Annotated in this window: 14 protein-coding genes; 6 read left to right on the top strand and 8 right to left on the bottom strand. The window is 61.2% G+C overall.

Features of this window, described 5'->3' with window-relative positions; all coding sequences use genetic code 11:
* Positions 1-25: 25 nt before the first annotated feature.
* Positions 26-3,499, bottom strand: a complete 3,474-nt coding sequence (gene mfd / locus WFM45_RS05675; protein ID WP_336954891.1) for a transcription-repair coupling factor — start codon at positions 3,497-3,499, stop codon at positions 26-28.
* Positions 3,500-3,808: 309 nt separating this feature from the next.
* Here mfd and lolC point away from each other — a divergent pair, with 309 nt between their 5' ends.
* The 5 genes from lolC (at position 3,809) to cobB (ending at position 8,854) form a co-directional block, all read left to right on the top strand.
* Positions 3,809-5,011, top strand: a complete 1,203-nt coding sequence (gene lolC, locus WFM45_RS05680; protein WP_213929096.1) for a lipoprotein-releasing ABC transporter permease subunit LolC — start codon at positions 3,809-3,811, stop codon at positions 5,009-5,011.
* Entirely contained in the window at positions 5,004-5,708 is a 705-nt protein-coding gene (gene lolD / locus WFM45_RS05685; protein WP_004941120.1) for a lipoprotein-releasing ABC transporter ATP-binding protein LolD, read from the top strand. Before lolC ends, lolD begins: the two co-directional genes overlap by 8 nt.
* Complete coding sequence (gene lolE / locus WFM45_RS05690) at positions 5,708-6,955, top strand: lipoprotein-releasing ABC transporter permease subunit LolE (protein WP_015377581.1); 1,248 nt, start codon at positions 5,708-5,710, stop codon at positions 6,953-6,955. The genes lolD and lolE overlap by 1 nt, the downstream gene beginning before the upstream one ends.
* 53 nt (positions 6,956-7,008) lie before the next feature.
* Positions 7,009-7,926 (top strand): N-acetylglucosamine kinase, encoded by a 918-nt coding sequence (gene nagK, locus WFM45_RS05695; RefSeq protein WP_033633294.1) that lies wholly within the window; start codon positions 7,009-7,011, stop codon positions 7,924-7,926.
* A gap of 91 nt (positions 7,927-8,017) precedes the next feature.
* Complete coding sequence (cobB, locus tag WFM45_RS05700) at positions 8,018-8,854, top strand: Sir2 family NAD+-dependent deacetylase (protein ID WP_033633293.1); 837 nt, start codon at positions 8,018-8,020, stop codon at positions 8,852-8,854.
* Between the two features lie 47 nt (positions 8,855-8,901).
* On the opposite strand, the gene potD is transcribed toward cobB, so the two are convergent.
* Both potD and WFM45_RS05710 read right to left on the bottom strand, forming a co-directional pair.
* Positions 8,902-9,945, bottom strand: coding sequence for a spermidine/putrescine ABC transporter substrate-binding protein PotD (gene potD / locus WFM45_RS05705; RefSeq protein ID WP_033633291.1), 1,044 nt, complete (start codon positions 9,943-9,945; stop codon positions 8,902-8,904).
* A complete protein-coding gene (locus WFM45_RS05710; protein WP_134954151.1) occupies positions 9,875-10,192 on the bottom strand; it encodes a hypothetical protein in 318 nt (105 codons plus the stop codon). Before WFM45_RS05710 ends, potD begins: the two co-directional genes overlap by 71 nt.
* On the opposite strand from WFM45_RS05710, the gene WFM45_RS05715 reads away from it, so the two are divergent.
* Positions 10,182-10,892: a MurR/RpiR family transcriptional regulator gene (locus tag WFM45_RS05715; protein WP_004941137.1), complete on the top strand. Its 711-nt coding sequence runs from the start codon at positions 10,182-10,184 to the stop codon at positions 10,890-10,892. The two genes, WFM45_RS05710 and WFM45_RS05715, sit on opposite strands and share 11 nt — an antisense overlap.
* 12 nt (positions 10,893-10,904) lie before the next feature.
* On the opposite strand, the gene WFM45_RS05720 is transcribed toward WFM45_RS05715, so the two are convergent.
* From WFM45_RS05720 to potA, 5 genes are all read right to left on the bottom strand, one after another.
* On the bottom strand, positions 10,905-12,290 hold the full coding sequence (locus WFM45_RS05720; protein ID WP_048323015.1) for a family 4 glycosyl hydrolase: 1,386 nt from the start codon (positions 12,288-12,290) through the stop codon (positions 10,905-10,907).
* Positions 12,291-12,314: 24 nt separating this feature from the next.
* Complete coding sequence (locus WFM45_RS05725; protein ID WP_336954892.1) at positions 12,315-13,874, bottom strand: PTS transporter subunit EIIC; 1,560 nt, start codon at positions 13,872-13,874, stop codon at positions 12,315-12,317.
* Positions 13,875-14,093: 219 nt separating this feature from the next.
* Positions 14,094-14,876, bottom strand: coding sequence for a spermidine/putrescine ABC transporter permease PotC (gene potC, locus WFM45_RS05730; protein ID WP_048323019.1), 783 nt, complete (start codon positions 14,874-14,876; stop codon positions 14,094-14,096).
* Complete coding sequence (gene potB, locus WFM45_RS05735; protein ID WP_004941149.1) at positions 14,873-15,733, bottom strand: spermidine/putrescine ABC transporter permease PotB; 861 nt, start codon at positions 15,731-15,733, stop codon at positions 14,873-14,875. Before potB ends, potC begins: the two co-directional genes overlap by 4 nt.
* Positions 15,717-16,832 carry a spermidine/putrescine ABC transporter ATP-binding protein PotA gene (gene potA, locus WFM45_RS05740; RefSeq protein WP_015377589.1) on the bottom strand — a complete coding sequence of 372 codons (1,116 nt, stop codon included), beginning with the start codon at positions 16,830-16,832 and terminating at the stop codon, positions 15,717-15,719. The genes potB and potA overlap by 17 nt, the downstream gene beginning before the upstream one ends.

The raw sequence follows: 16,832 nt of genomic DNA on the forward strand, positions 1-16,832 counted from the left end.
CCGCCGCCACGGCGGGGGCATTGGCTCAGACCGCCAGCGTGTGTTCGCGGAAGGCGTTCAGCAGCTCTTCGGTGAACGTCAGGCGTTTTTGGCGATCGGCCAGATCGAGCGTGAACTTCAGCTTGCTCGGGCCGTCCAGGCGGTAAACCTGCGGATTGCCCTGCAACAGGCCGATCAGATAACCCGGATCGACGCGGTTGTTGTCGCCGAACTCGATAAAGCCGCCGCGCTCGTTGCTCTCGATGCGTTTGATCCCCAGTTTCTGCGCATGCAGGCGCAGCGCCGCGCACTGCAACAGGTTGCGCGCCGCATCCGGCAACTGGCCGAAGCGATCGATCAGCTCGACCTTCAGCTCGTCAAGCTCACCGTCGTTCTTCGCGCTGGCGATGCGCTTATACAGTGACAGGCGGGTATTGACGTCGGGAATGAAATCTTCCGGCAGCAGCGCCGGCATGCGCAACTCTACCTCGGTCTGGTTGCTGGTGAGATCTTCCAGCGACGGTTCACGGCCGTTTTTCAACGCGTCGACGGCGCTTTCCAGCAGCTCCATATAGAGCGAGAAGCCGACGGTGGTCATCTGGCCGCTCTGGTCTTCGCCCAGCAGTTCGCCGGCGCCGCGGATCTCCAGATCGTGGGTCGCCAGCGCGAAACCGGCGCCGAGATCTTCCAGCGACGCGATGGCCTCGAGCCGTTTATGAGCGTCGGTGCCCATGGCTTTCGGGTTTGGCGTCAACAGATAGGCGTAAGCCTGATGGTGCGAACGCCCGACGCGGCCGCGCAGTTGGTGCAGCTGCGCCAGGCCGAAGCGATCGGCCCGCTCGATGATGATGGTGTTGGCGCTGGGGATATCGATGCCGGTTTCGATGATGGTGGTGCACACCAGCACGTTGAAGCGCTGGTGGTGGAAATCGTTCATCACCCGTTCCAGATCGCGTTCGCGCATCTGACCGTGACCGATGGCGATGCGCGCCTCCGGCACCAGCTCAGCCAGGCGTTGCGCCGCTTTCTCGATGTTTTCCACGTCGTTGTAGAGGTAGTAAACCTGGCCGCCGCGCAGCACTTCGCGCAGGATCGCCTCGCGCACCACCAAACTGTCGTATTCGCGCACGAAGGTCTTCACCGCCAGCCGGCGCGCCGGCGGAGTGGCGATGATCGACAGATCACGCATGCCGCTCATCGCCATGTTCAGCGTACGCGGGATCGGCGTGGCGGTCAGCGTCAGGATATCGACGTCGGCGCGCATCGCTTTGATGCGCTCCTTGTGGCGCACGCCAAAGCGGTGCTCTTCATCGACGATCAGCAGCCCCAAATCCTTCCAGCGCAGATCGCTCTGCAGCAGTTTGTGCGTGCCGATGATGATGTCCACTTTGCCCTCGGCCGCGTCGTCCAGCACCTGCTGCTGCTCTTTGGCGCTGCGGAAGCGCGACATCATCTCGATGCGGATCGGCCAGGTGGCGAAGCGATCGCGGAAGTTGTCGAAGTGCTGTTGCGCCAGCAGGGTGGTCGGCACCAGCACCGCCACCTGCTTGCCGTTTTCCACCGCCAGGAAGGCGGCGCGCATCGCCACTTCGGTTTTGCCGAAGCCGACGTCGCCGCATACCAGGCGGTCCATCGCCAGCGGCTGGCACATGTCGCTCAGCACCGCATTGATCGCCTGTTCCTGATCCGGCGTGGTTTCGAATGGGAAGGTCTGGCAGAACAGCTGGTATTGTTCGCGGTTATGCTTGAAGGCGAAACCGGCCTTGGCGGCGCGCTGGGCGTAAATATCCAGCAGCTCCGCCGCCACGTCGCGCACCCGTTCGGCCGCTTTTTGCCGCGCGCGCGTCCAGGCGTCGCCGCCCAGCTTGTGCAGCGGGGCGTTTTCATCCGCGCCGCCGGCGTAACGGCTGATCAGGTGCAGCGATGAGACCGGCACGTACAGCTTGTCCTCACCGGCGTAGGAGAGGATCAGGTATTCAGCCTTGATGCCGCCGGCTTCCAGCGTGGTCAGGCCGACATAGCGGCCAACGCCGTGCTCCAGATGCACCACCGGCTGGCCGGGATGCAGCTCCGCCAGGTTGCGGATCAGGGTATCGGTGTTGATGGTGCGCCGGTTGTCCTGCCGGCGGCGACTGACGCGTTCGCCGAGCAGATCGCTTTCGCAGATCAGTGCACGCTGGCGCAGGCCGTCGAGGAAACCGTGTTCGGCGGCGCCGACCATCATGTAACGGCCCGCGGTTTCCGCCTGATCGAGACGCTGGATCAGCGCCGGCGCCAGCTTGATGCGGCCGAGCAGATCCTGCAGCGTTTCACGCCGCCCCTCGCTCTCGACGGAGAAAATCACGCTGCCGTCGAAGCCTTCGATAAAGCGGCGCAGATTATCCAGCGGGGATTTATGCTGCGCCTGCACTGCCAGATCGGGCAGGGCATGGTAATCCAGATTGGTATTGCCGGCCTTGACCGGCAGCTCATCGGTTTTCAGCGCGATGCGCGGCCAGGCTTTCAGCTCGCCGAACAGCGCGTCAACGCGCAGCCACAGCGTATCCGGCGCCAGCAGCGGGCGCATCGGATCGACGCGGCGGCTTTCGTAACGCTGGTTGACGTCCTGCCAAAAGCGCTCGGCGGCGCTCTCCAGATCGCCGGTATTGACGATCAGCGTATTGGCCGGCAGGTAGCTGAACAGCGACGGCAGCGGCTGGCTGAAGAACAGCGGCTGCCAGTATTCGATACCGGCGGGCCAGGCGCTTTTGCTGACCTGCTGATAGATGTGCTCGGCGTCGCGACGCACCTCAAACTGCTCGCGCCACTGGCTGCGGAACAGCTCGATGGCGTTCTTGTCGGTGGGGAACTCGTGGGCCGGCAACAGATTGATGGCCTCGACTTCGCTCAGCGTGCGCTGGGTATCGACGTCGAAGATGCGCAGGCTGTCGATTTCGTCATCGAAGAAGTCGATGCGGTAAGGCTCATCGCTGCCCATCGGGTAAAGATCGAGCAATGCGCCGCGGGTGGCGAATTCGCCGTGCTCCATCACCTGATCGACGCTGCGGTAACCGGCCTGTTCCAGCTGCGCGCGCAGCTTATCGCGCGACAGGCGCTGGCCTTTCTTCATCACCAGCGCGTGGCCGTGCAGGAATTCGTGCGGGCAGACGCGCTGCATCAGGGTGTTGACCGGCAGAATGATCACGCCGCGCGCCATGGTCGGCAGGTGATACAGGCTCGACAAACGATCCGAGATGATTTCCTGATGCGGCGAGAAGCTGTCGTACGGCAGGGTTTCCCAGTCGGACAGTGTGGTCACCATCTGATCGGTGAACTGCTGGATCTCGTCGCGCAGCCGCAGGGCGTTTTGCATATCCGGCGCGATCAGCATCACCGGGCCAGGGTGGCGCTCGACGATCTCGGCGCACTCCACGGCGCAGGCCGCGCCGGTCAGTTGCCCCAGCTGGCGCAGATCGCCCGCGCGATCGGGCAGAGAATAACGAGGGGATGAAGAACGGTTACGGCTATCGGAAGTGCTCATTCAGGTATCTTTAATCAATGTGTTAGAGGGCGTCCCGGCACGGATAACCCAGTGCTTTTATGCTGTTTATAGTAGCCCAGCGGCCGGCAAACTGACACAGTAAAAAGCGCTGTCCATCGCTTTTTTGCCGGTTATTTAACCGGTTAACGCCGTCGATTTTTTGCAGCGACGGGTAAATCTTGCGCTAATCTGCCGCCACCGCTCTCGTCTGCGCCACGCAATAAAAGGCCGTCGGGTGTTCCCTAAACGAGGGAGAGCCTTTATTATCCATGATCACTTTGCTTAAGCCACGGCTATCAAACGGATTTCATGTATCAACCTGTCGCGTTATTCATTGGCCTGCGCTACATGCGCGGGCGAGCCTCAGACCGCTTCGGGCGGTTTGTTTCCTGGCTTTCCACCATCGGCATTACGCTGGGGGTGATGGCGTTGGTCACCGTGCTGTCGGTGATGAACGGATTCGAAAAGGATCTGGAAAACAACATTCTCGGCCTGATGCCGCAGGCGTTGGTCACCAGTCCGCAAGGATCGGTCAACCCGCAGCAGCTGCCGGCCTCCGAGGTGCAGAAGCTGCAGGGCGTCACGCGCGTCGCGCCGCTGACCACCGGTGACGTGGTGCTGCAAAGCGCCCGCAGCGTGGCGGTCGGGGTGATGCTCGGCGTCAATCCCGACGAGGCCGATCCGCTGACCCCATATCTGGTCAACGTCAAGCAACAGCAGCTGCAGCCGGGCCAGTACAACATCATCATCGGCGAACAGCTGGCGGGGCAACTTGGCGTCAAGCGCGGCGATTCGCTGCGCGTGATGGTGCCGAGCGCCAGCCAGTTCACGCCAATGGGCCGCATTCCCAGCCAACGCCTGTTCACTCTCATCGGCACCTTCCACGCCAACAGCGAGGTGGACGGCTATCAGCTGCTGGTCAACCAACAGGACGCTTCGCGCCTGATGCGCTACCCGGCCGGCAACATCACCGGCTGGCGCATGTTCCTGCAACAGCCGCTGACGGTCGATACCCTCAGCCAACAGGCGCTGCCGGCGGGCACCGTCTGGAAAGACTGGCGCGATCGCAAAGGCGAGCTGTTCCAGGCGGTGCGTATGGAGAAGAACATGATGGGGCTGCTGCTCAGTCTGATCGTGGCGGTGGCGGCGTTTAACATCATTACCTCGCTCGGCCTGCTGGTGATGGAGAAGCAGGGCGAGGTCGCCATTCTGCAGACCCAGGGGCTGACCCGCCGCCAGATCATGTCGGTATTTATGGTGCAGGGCGCCAGCGCCGGCATCATCGGTTCGCTGCTCGGCACGCTGCTCGGCGTGCTGCTGGCCACCAACCTGAATAACCTGATGCCTATCCTCGGCGCCTTGATCGACGGCGCTTCGCTGCCGGTGGCGGTCGATCCGCTGCAGGTGACGATCATCGCCGTGGTGGCGATGGCGGTTTCCCTGTTGTCCACGCTCTATCCTTCATGGCGCGCTGCCGCCGTACAACCCGCTGAGGCTTTACGTTATGAGTAACCATCTTTTGCTGCAGTGTGACAACCTGTGCAAGACCTATCAGGAAGGCAATCTGCACACCGACGTGCTGCGCAATGTCAGCTTTGCCATGCAGCAGGGCGAGATGATGGCGATCGTCGGCAGCTCGGGTTCCGGCAAGAGCACCCTGTTGCACCTGCTGGGCGGGCTGGACTCGCCGACCTCCGGCGAGGTGATCTTCAAGGGTGAATCGCTGAACGCCATGTCTTCGGCGGCCAAGGCCGAGCTGCGCAACCGCCAGCTGGGCTTCATCTACCAGTTCCACCATCTGTTGCCGGACTTCACCGCGCTGGAAAACGCCGCCATGCCGCTCTTGATCGGCGGCGCCAAGCCGGCGCAGGCGCAGGAGAAGGCGCGGGAGATGCTGGCGGCGGTCGGGCTGGAAAAACGCAGCAAGCACCGCCCGTCCGAGCTCTCCGGCGGCGAACGTCAGCGCGTGGCGATCGCGCGCGCGTTGGTCAACAACCCGGCGTTGGTGCTGGCGGACGAACCGACCGGTAACCTGGATAAACGCACCGCGGACAGCATCTTCGATCTGCTGGGCGAGCTGAACGTGCGCCAGGGCACCGCTTTCCTGGTGGTGACGCACGATCTGCAGCTGGCCAAGCGCCTGAGCCGCCAGCTGGAAATGGCCGACGGCCACCTGCAGGCGCAGCTGACCCTGATGGGGGCCGAGTAATGGCGGGAGCCTCACTGTCCTTCCTGACGGCCCTGCGTTTCAGCCGCGGCCGTAAACGCGGCGGCATGGTGTCGCTGATCTCGGTCATCTCCACCATCGGCATCGCGCTGGGGGTGGCGGTGCTGATCGTCGGGCTGAGCGCGATGAACGGTTTTGAGCGCGAGCTGAAGAACCGCATTCTGGCGGTGGTGCCGCACGGCGAGCTTGAGCCGGTCAATCAGCCGTTCAGCGGCTGGCCGTCGATTCTGCAGCGGGTGGAAAAGGTGCCGGGTATCTTGGCCGCCGCGCCGTACATCAATTTCACCGGCCTGATGGAAAACGGCGCGCAGCTGCGCGCGGTGGAAGTCAAAGGCGTGGATCCGCAGCAGGAGAGCCGGCTGAGCGCGCTGCCGCAGTATGTGCAGGGCGACGCCTGGGCCAACTTCAAGCCCGGCGAGCAGCAGGTGATCCTCGGCAAGGGCGTGGCCGACGCACTGGGCGTTAAACAGGGCGCCTATGTGACGGTGATGATCCCCAACAGCGACCCGGAAATGAAGCTGCTGCAGCCGAAGCGCATTCGCCTGCATGTGACCGGCATTTTGCAGCTCAGCGGCCAGCTCGATCACAGCCTGGCGCTGGTGCCGCTGGCCGACGCGCAGCAGTATCTCGACATGGGTGACAGCGTCACGGGTATCGCGCTCAAGATGAACGACGTGTTCGCCGCCAATAAACTGGTGCGCGACGCCGGCGAAGTGACCAATTCTTATATCTACATCAAAAGCTGGATCGGCAAGTACGGCTACATGTACCGCGACATCCAGATGATCCGCGCCATCATGTATCTGGCGATGGTGCTGGTGATCGGCGTGGCCTGCTTCAACATCGTCTCCACGCTGGTGATGGCGGTGAAAGACAAAAGCGCCGACATCGCGGTGCTGCGCACCCTGGGCGCTAAAGACGGCTTTATCCGCGCCATCTTCATCTGGTACGGGCTGTTGGCCGGGCTGCTGGGCAGCCTGAGCGGCGTGGTGATCGGGGTGATCGCCTCGCTGCAGCTGACTAACATTATCCGCGGCATCGAGAAACTGGTCGGTCATTCCTTCCTGTCGGGCGATATCTACTTCATCGACTTCCTGCCTTCCGAGCTGCACTGGCTGGACGTGCTGATCGTGCTGGCGACCGCCATTGTGCTGAGCCTGTTGGCCAGTTGGTATCCGGCGAGGCGCGCAAGCCGCATCGATCCGGCGCGGGTGCTGAGCGGACAATAACACCAACGGGGAGGCAGCGATGCCGCCCCGTTTTTTTAGCCTGGGGATGGGTTATGTACTACGGTTTCGATATGGGCGGCACCAAGATTGAGCTGGGGGTGTTCGACGACAACCTGCAGCGCATTTGGCAAAAGCGAGTGCCGACGCCACGTGAAGACTACCGGCAACTGCTGGCCACGCTGTGCGATCTGACCCTTGAGGCGGATGCGTTTTGCGGCCGGCGCGGCAGCGTCGGCATCGGCATACCGGGCCTGCCCAATGACGATGATGGCACGCTGTTTACCGCCAACGTGCCGGCGGCGATGGGGCGTCCGCTGCCGCGCGATCTGGCGGCGCTGATCGGGCGCGAGGTGCGCGTCGATAACGACGCCAACTGCTTTGCACTGTCGGAAGCCTGGGACGACGAGTTCCGCCGCTACCCGACGGTGCTGGGCATCATCCTCGGCACCGGCGTGGGCGGCGGCCTGATCGTCGATGGCAAGACGGTGCCTGGGCGCAACTATATCGCCGGCGAGTTCGGCCATTTGCGCCTGCCGGTGGACGCGCTCGAGGTGCTGGGGCGTGATGTGCCTCGCGTTGCCTGCGGGTGCGGCCATCAGGGTTGCATTGAAAATTACATATCGGGCCGCGGTTTCGAATGGATGTACGCCCATTTCTATGGCCGGCGCTTGCCTGCCATCGAGATCATTGCCCATTATCAGGCAGGTGAGCCGCAGGCGGTGGCTCACGTCGACCGCTTTATGGACGTGCTGGCGATCTGCCTGGGTAACCTGCTGACGGTGCTGGATCCGCATCTGGTGGTGATCGGCGGCGGGCTGTCGAATTTCGACGCCATTTACCAGGCGTTGCCGCAGCGGCTGCCGGCGCACCTGCTGCGGGTGGCCCGGCTGCCGCGCATCGAGAAGGCGCGCTATGGCGACGCCGGCGGCGTGCGCGGCGCGGCGTTCCTCAATTTGGCGCGCCCAACGTAATGGGCGTTGAGGCCGGGCGTGAATGTATGCAGCCAACAACGCCGCAACGTCCAGTAAGAAGGGTAAACAGGGAAAAGTAAGGAGAGAGTTAATGTACACTCGCCATCGGCTGTGTCAGTTTCGCAAGAGTAAGCATGTGCTGCATCAGCGCTTTCGTTCACGCATTTTTCATCGTGACACCATGGCGGCGGCCGAGCTGAAAAAGCCGTTTGTGGTGGTGTTGACCGGGGCCGGCATTTCGGCCGAGTCGGGCATTCGCACCTTCCGCGCCGCGGATGGGCTGTGGGAAGAGCACCGGGTGGAGGACGTCGCCACGCCGGAAGGTTTTCAGCGCGATCCGGCGCTGGTGCAGGCGTTTTACAATGAACGCCGCCGCCAGCTGCAGACGGAGGAGATCGCCCCGAACGCCGCACACCGCGCGTTGGCGGATTTGGAAGAGTGGTTGGGAGACAACTTCCTGCTGGTCACGCAAAACATTGATAACCTGCATGAGCGCGCCGGCAGCAAGCGGGTGCTGCACATGCACGGCGAACTGCTGAAGGTGCGTTGCACCCAGTCGGGGCAGGTGTTCGAATGGCCCGGCGATCTCAGCGTTGACGATCGTTGCCATTGCTGCCAGTTCCCGGCGCCGCTACGGCCGCACGTGGTGTGGTTCGGTGAGATGCCGCTGGGCATGGATGACATCTACCAGGCGCTGAGCAAGGCCGATTTCTTCGTCGCCATCGGCACCTCCGGCCATGTCTACCCGGCGGCCGGCTTCGTGCATGAGGCGCGGCTGGGCGGCGCTTACGCCATGGAGCTGAACCTGGAACCGAGCCAGGTAGAGAGCCAGTTCGATGAGAAACACTACGGTCTGGCCAGCGAAGTGGTGCCGCGTTTTGTGCACAAGTTCCTGGTGGGCAAGGTGGCGCGGGCCGACCGGCCCTGAGAAAGGCATCAGGGCGCAATGCGCGCCCTGATGGGATGGCGGGCGTATTAGCGCCCGGCTTTCAGCTTTTGGAAGTAGCTTTCGTACAGCGTGCTGGCGTCGCCGACGTCGTTTTGCCACTCGCCGTGCTCAATCACCGCCTTATCCGGGTAGAGTGACTTGTCGTTGGCGATCTCCGGCGACAGCAGCTTCTTCGCCGCCAGGTTCGGCGTCGGGTAACCGATGGTCTCCGCCACCTGCACCGCGATTTCCGGCCGCAGCAGGAAGTCGATCAGCTTCAGCGCCCCTTCGACGTTGCGCGCGTTGGCCGGAATGGCCAGGCTGTCCATCCAGAAGATCCCGCCTTCCTTCGGCCAGACGATCTCAAGCGGCGTGCCGGCCTGGCGCGCCACAAAGGCCGAGCCGTTCCACACCATGCCGACGTTGACTTCCCCTTCCATAAACGGGTTGCCCGGGTTGTCGGAGTTGAAGGCCAGCACGTTCGGCATCAATTTCTGCAGCTCGTGGTAGGCGGCTTCGATCTCTTTCGGGTCAGTGGTGTTGCCGGAATAGCCCAGCTTGAGCAGCGCCATCTGGAACACTTCGCGCGCGTCGTCGGTCAGCAGCAGGCGGCCTTTGTACTGCGGTTGCCACAGATCGGCCCAGGCGGTGACGGTGGACGGATCCTGCGCGTCGCTGTTGACGCCGATGGCGGTAGCGCCCCAGATGTAAGGGATGGAGTAGTCGTTGTTGGGATCGAACGGCTTGTTCAGCAGGGTGGGATCGAGATCCTTGAAGTGGCTGAGCTTGCTCTTGTCGATTTTTTGCAGCATGCCTTCCTTGCTCATCTTGGCGATGAAGTAGGTGGAGGGCACCACCAGATCGTACGCGCCGTCCTTGTAGGTCTTCAGCTTGGCGTACATGCTTTCGTTGGATTCATAGGTGGAATAGATCACCTTGATGCCGGTTTCTTTGGTGAACTGCTCCAGCAGCCCCGGCGGGACGTATTCAGTCCAGTTATAGAAATACAGCGTTTTGCCGTCAGAGGCGTTTGCAGAGCAGAAACTCAGCGCCATCATCCCGGCTGCGAGCAGATGTGACCACTTTTTCATGCAGCGTATCCTTCAGCAGTAGTGAGCCGAACCCGTATGGGCTGCCGTTTTCGGCCGCGCCATACCCCAGAAAGGGGCCATTATAGGGGCCGGGGCGGGGTGGGTAAAGGCGGTTATCCCGCTGGCAAATCAAGGGGTTCAGCGCCTTAAAGCGCATCACAATTTGTGTGTCTCGCGCTGGACAGGCGGTGAAGCGCGTGCGAAACAATAATTTTGGCGAATAAACGAGGGCAGCGATGAATTTCAAACAGGTCTTCAGCCAGGCTGAGCTCAGCAAGACGGATCTGACGATTTTGCACTGCATTCTCGACAACCCGGACGCCTGCATCGACGACGGCATCCGTGCGGTGTCCGCACGCTGCTACAGTTCCCCCTCGACGCTGGTGCGGCTGGCTAAAAAGCTGGGCTTTCGCGGCTATCTCGAACTGGTCTATTTCATCAAATTCAACCTGACGATGGCGCCGGCTTACCAGGCGGAACGCGCTACGTCGGCGGCACCGCCGGCCCAGCAGGCGCAGTTTCTCGATCTGCTCGACAACGGCAAGATCCTGATCCACGGCAGCGGTTTTTCGCAGCTGGTGGCTCAATATATGTACAACAAGTTTATGACGCTGGGTGTAGACAGTTATCTGTCGCTGTGGCCGGATTTCGACATTCTTGACCGTGAGACGCGCTTTCGCTTCGACATGGTGATCGTGATTTCAAAGTCGGGCAACAGCGGCTCGGCGCTGAGCTGGAGCGAGGCGGTGAAGCGTAACCGCATTCTGCTGGCGGCCTTCTGCGGCGACGGCGGCAGCCCGCTGGCGCAGCAGGCCGACATGACCTTTCTGTTTGAGGACCGGCAAAAATACGATCACGATATCTACTATCCCAACCCGTTTTTCGGCCACTGTCTGTTGGGATTCGAGAATGTGATCACCGCCTGGTTTGAACGTCGCGGCCGCTGACGGCCGCACCGTTTAGCGCCAGTGCCCGGCATACGCGCGGTGGGCCTGCAGGTACTCCTCTACCAGCGTTTTTGCCAGCGAGTAGGAGTTGACCAGCGGGTGCACCATCAGCGCCTTGATGGCCAGTTGGCGGTTGCCGGTCAGGATCGCCGCCACCGCCAGCCGTTCGTACTCTTTCACCTGCGAAATCAGGTTTTTCTGGGTGTCGGGAATATCGCGCATTTTGACCGGCTGAATGCCGGCGCTGCTCAATTCGCAGCTGATTTCGATCACGTCATCCGGGTGCAGAAAATCGAGCGTGTCGCGGTTTTGCATCGACACCACCACGCGTTTTTGCCGGCCGCTGTTGACCGCCTCCAGAATGTCGATCGCCACCCCGGCATAGCCGCCGCTGTCCGGCTGCTCGATAAACTGTTGCAGCGTCAGCATCTCGCGCGTTTTCACCTTGCCCTGGTTGGACTCGCGCTGCATGTAGGAGTTTTCGCGCTGCAGATAATGGCTGAAATAGACAGAGAAGGCGTGTTCCAACTGGTGGGGGATGTCCAGCTCGCCTAACTCTGACAGCATTTGGCGGTTGATCGCCGCGATTTGTTCGCCGCGGGTCTCGCCGCCCGCGACGATGGCGGCGATCGCCTGCTCACGATAGTAGTAATAATAGAGATACTCGTTGAGCATCAAATTGTCCGACAGCGCCACCAACTCCGGCGAGAAGTATTTCATGCAGGTATCACGATACAGGCGCGGATCCGCCAGCAACCGTTCCGTGACCGGTTCGCCGTTGACGCGCGCATTGCGGAACCAGGAAAGATGGTTGAGGCCGAAGCAGTCGACGCTCAGTTGGTCTTCGCGGCAGCCTAGCAGCTCGGCCAGTTCGCGGATAAACTCGCTGGGGGCGTCGCAGATGCCATAGACCCGGCGCTGGAAGCCGGATTTGATGATCGCCTCGGTCACCATGCCGGAAGGATTGGTGAAGTTGAACAGGACCGCGTCCGGTGAGGAAACCTGTTCGATCAGGCGGCAATAGTCGAGGATCGCCGGAATCGAACGCATCGCCATGGCGAAGCCGCCGGCGCCGGTGGTTTCTTGCCCGAGCAACTGGTGATTGAGCGCGATGCGTTCGTCATGGATGCGGCCTTCCTCGCCGCCGATGCGCAGGGTGGTGATGATGTAGTCGGCGCCTTGCAGCGCCTGGCGCGGATCGCTGCTGAGGCTGAAAGCAATGTCGCCGCGAATGCGCTGGAATACGCCCTGCGCGAGGGCGCCGTAGATCGCCAGATGGCGCTCATCGGTATCCATAAACACCACTTCGGTAATGCCGATGCGATGGGCGTTATAGGCGATGGATTTGGCGAGGAACGGGGAACGCACGCCGCCGCCGCCGAGAACGGTTAATTTCATTCGATATCTCCCATTAATAAAGCGTTAGAGTGCCGCTAAATATTTTTCTACCTGATTTTTGACCTTGCCGACCGTGACGCCGTAAATCACCTGCACTTCACGGCGATTCTTCACTACGCCTTTGGCGCCGGTGCTTTTTAACGCGGCTTCATCCACCCGCGTCATATCCTTTAATTCCACCCGCAGTCGGGTAAAACAGTTATCGACGGAAATAATGTTTTCCTTGCCGCCCAGCGCGTGAATAATGATGCCGCTCGGCTCGTCCGGGGTATTTTTGCGGTTCCGGTAATCCTGTTTGGAATAGAGTCTGACGTCCTGATCATCTTCACGGCCCGGCGTCTTCAGATTGAGCTTCAGCACCAGCGTTTTGAACACCAGGTAATACACCGCAAACTGCACCAGGCCGATGACCACGTACAGCGGCCAGCGGGTGAGGGAAACCGGCAGCGGCAGGTTATAGGCCAGGAACTCGACCAGCCCGCTGGCGCCCCAGGGGCGCACCTGGAACAGGTTGCAGACCACCTGCGACAGCGCGGTCAACACGGCGTGGATCACCCACAGCAGCGGAGAGATAAACAGGAAGGTGAACTCTATCGGCTCGGTGATGCCGACCAGGATCGAGGTGGTGATGGCCGGGATTAGAATCGCCTTGGCCAGCATTTTCTTTTCCGGCTTGGCGGTGTGATAGAAAGCCAATGCCGCGCCCGACAGGCCGAAGATGGTCACCATCCCTTGCTGCGAGAAGCGCAGCGCTTCGTTCATCAGCGGCGAGATGCTCGGGTCGCGCATATAGGCCAGGAAAATCGCCTGCGAGCCGGAGACGGTCTGGCCGTCCTGCACGATCGAACCGCCGATGCTGGTGAGCTGGAACGGCGACCAGATAAAGTGGTGCAGCCCGGTGGGGATCAGGAATTTCTCAAAGAAGCCGTAGACGAATACCCCGAGCGAGCCGGCGCTTTTCATAAAGCCGGTCAGCGCGATCAGGCCCTGTGAGATCGCCGGCCACAGGTAGCTGAAGGCGACGGCGTACAGCATGATGATCGGCGTCATGGCAATCAGCACCAGCTTGGCGCCGCCGTAGACCGAGAACACGCCGTTGAGTTCGACGTTGCACAGGCGGTTATGCACCCAGGCGATGGTGACGCCGAGGATAAGACCGAGGAAAATGCCCATATCCACCACGGTAAAACCCAGCAACTCCGTCTGCCCGGTGCCGTAATATTCGCCGTTGATCTTGGCCGCGACATGGCCGCTGAATTGCAGATAAGAAGAATTGGCGCCGAGGAACATGATAAAGCACATCACGGCGACCAGCGCCGCTTCGCTTTTCTTGTCTTTGGCCAGGCCGTAGGTAATGCCGATGCAGAAAATCAGCCCGAGGTTGCCGAATAATGGCCAGAAGGTATCGCCGATCATTTTACCGATAGAGAAGACGGCGGAATGTTCATTGATTAATGTGGCATTGGTGAGAATAGAACTGAGCGCCAGGATCAGACCGATTACCGGCAGGAAAAATATCGGCCCCATCATGGCTTTGGAGAAAAGCTGCAGCTTGCTTAAGATATTATCGATAATACCTTTCATGGCAGTTCCTTTTTATATTTTAATGGATGACGACGTTGCTGAATAAACTCCCTGGAAGCGAGAAAAAAATAAGGCACCTTGCCTGAGTTCAGTTATAGGGGGAAGTTTTCGCCGCTGCAATCGGCGGGGCGGAAATAGGCACCGATGGTCAGGGAGTGACAACCGGTGCCGGTTGTGAAGGGGATCACAACCGGGCACCGCAGCGCCCGGCGGGAAGGGTTACTCGGCCTTGGGCGAGCGATCGCGCATCACCCACTGGCTGGCGATCACCAGCACCAGCGACAGCAGCAGCAAAATGGTGGCCAGCGCGTTGACCTCCGGCGAGACGCCGACTTTCACCATCGAGTAGATCTTCAGCGGCAAAATCTCGTAGCTCGGCCCGGTGACGAAGGAGGAGACCACCACGTCGTCCATCGACAGGGTGAAGCTCAGCAGCCAACCGGCCGCCACCGCCGGCATCGCCAGCGGCAGGATGATTTTGCGCAGGATGGTGAACTCGCTTGCGCCGAGATCGCGCGCGGCTTCCAGCATCTTCACGTCGAAGCCTTTCAGGCGCGCGTAGACGGTCACCACCACGAACGGCAGGCAGAAGGTGATGTGCGAGAACAGCAACGACCAGAAGCCGAGCGAAATGCCCAGCAGCATGAACAGCACCAGCAGCGAGATGGCCATCACGATGTCCGGCGACATCATCACCACGAACAGCATGCCGCCGACAAACGGTTTGCCGCGGAAGCGGTAGCGGTACAGCGCCACCGCGGTCAGCGAGCCGATCAGCGTGGCGAAGGTGGCGGAGAGCACCGCCATGGTCAGCGAGTGCCCCGCGGCCTGCAGCAGGCTGTCGTTATTCAGCAGGGTGCTGTACCACTTGGCGGTAAACCCTTGCCAATTAATGCCGAAGCGCGAGGCGTTGAAGGAGTTGACGATCAGGATGACGATCGGGATATACAGATAGGCGTATACCAGCGTCATAAAGCCGCCGCGCAGCAGACGTCCGATCATGCCAGATCCTCCTTCTTGTTCAGCAGGCGTGCGGCCCGGTAATAAACCAGCAGCAACAGCCCCATCACCAGCGTCAGGCAGATGCTGGTGGCCGCGCCGAACGGCCAGTCGCGGATATTGAGGAACTGGCTTTTAATCACGTTGCCGATCAGCAGGTTTTTGGCGCCGCCCATCAGATCGGCGACGAAAAACAGCCCCATCGCCGGCAGCACCACCAGCAGGCAGCCGGCGATAATGCCCGGCATGGTCAGCGGCACGATGATGCGGATAAAGGTTTGCAGCTTGCTGGCGCCGAGGTCGCGCGCCGCCTCCAGGCAGGACTTATCGAGCTTTTCGATGCTGGAGTAGAGCGGCATCACCATAAACGGCAACAGGATATACACCAGGCCGAGGACGACCGCTTCCGAGGTGTACATGATGCGCAGCGGCTTGTCGATGACGCCGATCCACAGCAGCGCGTCGTTGAGATAGCCGCGGGTGCTGAGAAACAGCTTCAGGCCGTAGATGCGGATCAGCGAGTTGGTCCAGAAGGGCACGATCAGCAGAAACAGCAGCAGCGGCCGCACTTTCTGCGGCAAGCGCGCCAGGATAAAGGCGAACGGATAGCCGATCGCCAGGCAGCACAGGGTGGCGATCAGCGCCATGTTCAGCGAGTGCAGCAGCACCTGGGCGTACAACGGATCGAACAAGCGCCGGTAGTTGTCCAGCGTGAACACCATCTGCACCAGGTTGGCGTCGTCGCGGGTCAGGAAGCTGGCGCCGATGATCATCAGGTTCGGCATGAACACGAACAGCAACAGCCAGGCGACGACGCCGACGATCACCACATTCTGGAAGACTTTACGCGATTTCTTCATCGGCCAGCACCACCTCCCAGCTTTCAACCCAGGTTACCGCCATCTTCTGATTGAGCGAGTGATCGACGTCCGGATCGTCTTCGTTGAAGAACTCGCTGACCATCACCATTTTGCCGCTCTCCAGCTCGACCACCGATTCCAGCGTCATGCCTTTGTAGTTGCGCTCGCGCACGTAGCCGATCAGCCCGTCGTGCTGCGCGCTGTCGTTCACTTCTTCCACCCGCAGATCCTCCGGGCGCAGCAGCACCTTCAGCTTTTGGCCCGGTTCCACCGGCAGATCGGCGTAGATGTCGCACTCGCGGCCCTCGACGTTGGCGCGCACCCGCTGCGGATCGAGGCGTTGCAGGACCACCGCGTCGAAAATGTTGATCTCGCCGATGAAGCTGGCGACGAACAGGTTCTTCGGCTCTTCGTAGATCTCACGCGGCGTGCCGTCCTGCTCAATGCGGCCTTCGCGCATCACCACGATGCGATCCGACATGGTGAGCGCTTCTTCCTGATCGTGGGTGACGAACACGAAGGTGATGCCCAGTTTGCGCTGCAGCGCTTTCAGTTCGTTCTGCATCTGCTTGCGCAGCTTGTAGTCCAGCGCCGACAGCGATTCGTCCAGCAGCAGCACCTTCGGCTTGTTGACCACCGCGCGGGCGATGGCCACGCGCTGCTGTTGGCCGCCGGAGAGCTGGCCCGGCCGCCGCTTGGCAAAGTCGTCCAGCTGCACCATGCGCAGCGCCTCTTCGACGCGCGGCGTCAGTTCCGCCGCCGGCACCTTTTGCATGCGCAGGCCGAAGGCGACGTTGTCGAACACCGACATGTGCGGAAACAGAGCGTAGCTTTGAAACACGGTGTTGACGTGGCGATGTTCGGCCGGAATGGCGGTGATGTCCTGGCCGTCGAGCACGATGCGGCCCACATCGGCGTCTTCCAGACCGGCGATCAGGCGCAGCACCGTGGTTTTGCCACAGCCGGAGGGGCCGAGAATGGTGAGGAATTCGCCGTGGTTAATCGTCAGATCCAGATCGGCAATGATGGTTTTGCCATCGAACGCTTTGCTCAGGGCATGCAGTTCAACAAGGGGAGTCGGAGAGGATGTCTCAGTCAT

Origin of the sequence: Serratia sp. KG1D (genome assembly GCF_037150675.1) — a bacterium.
Lineage (GTDB): Bacteria > Pseudomonadota > Gammaproteobacteria > Enterobacterales > Enterobacteriaceae > Serratia > Serratia nematodiphila.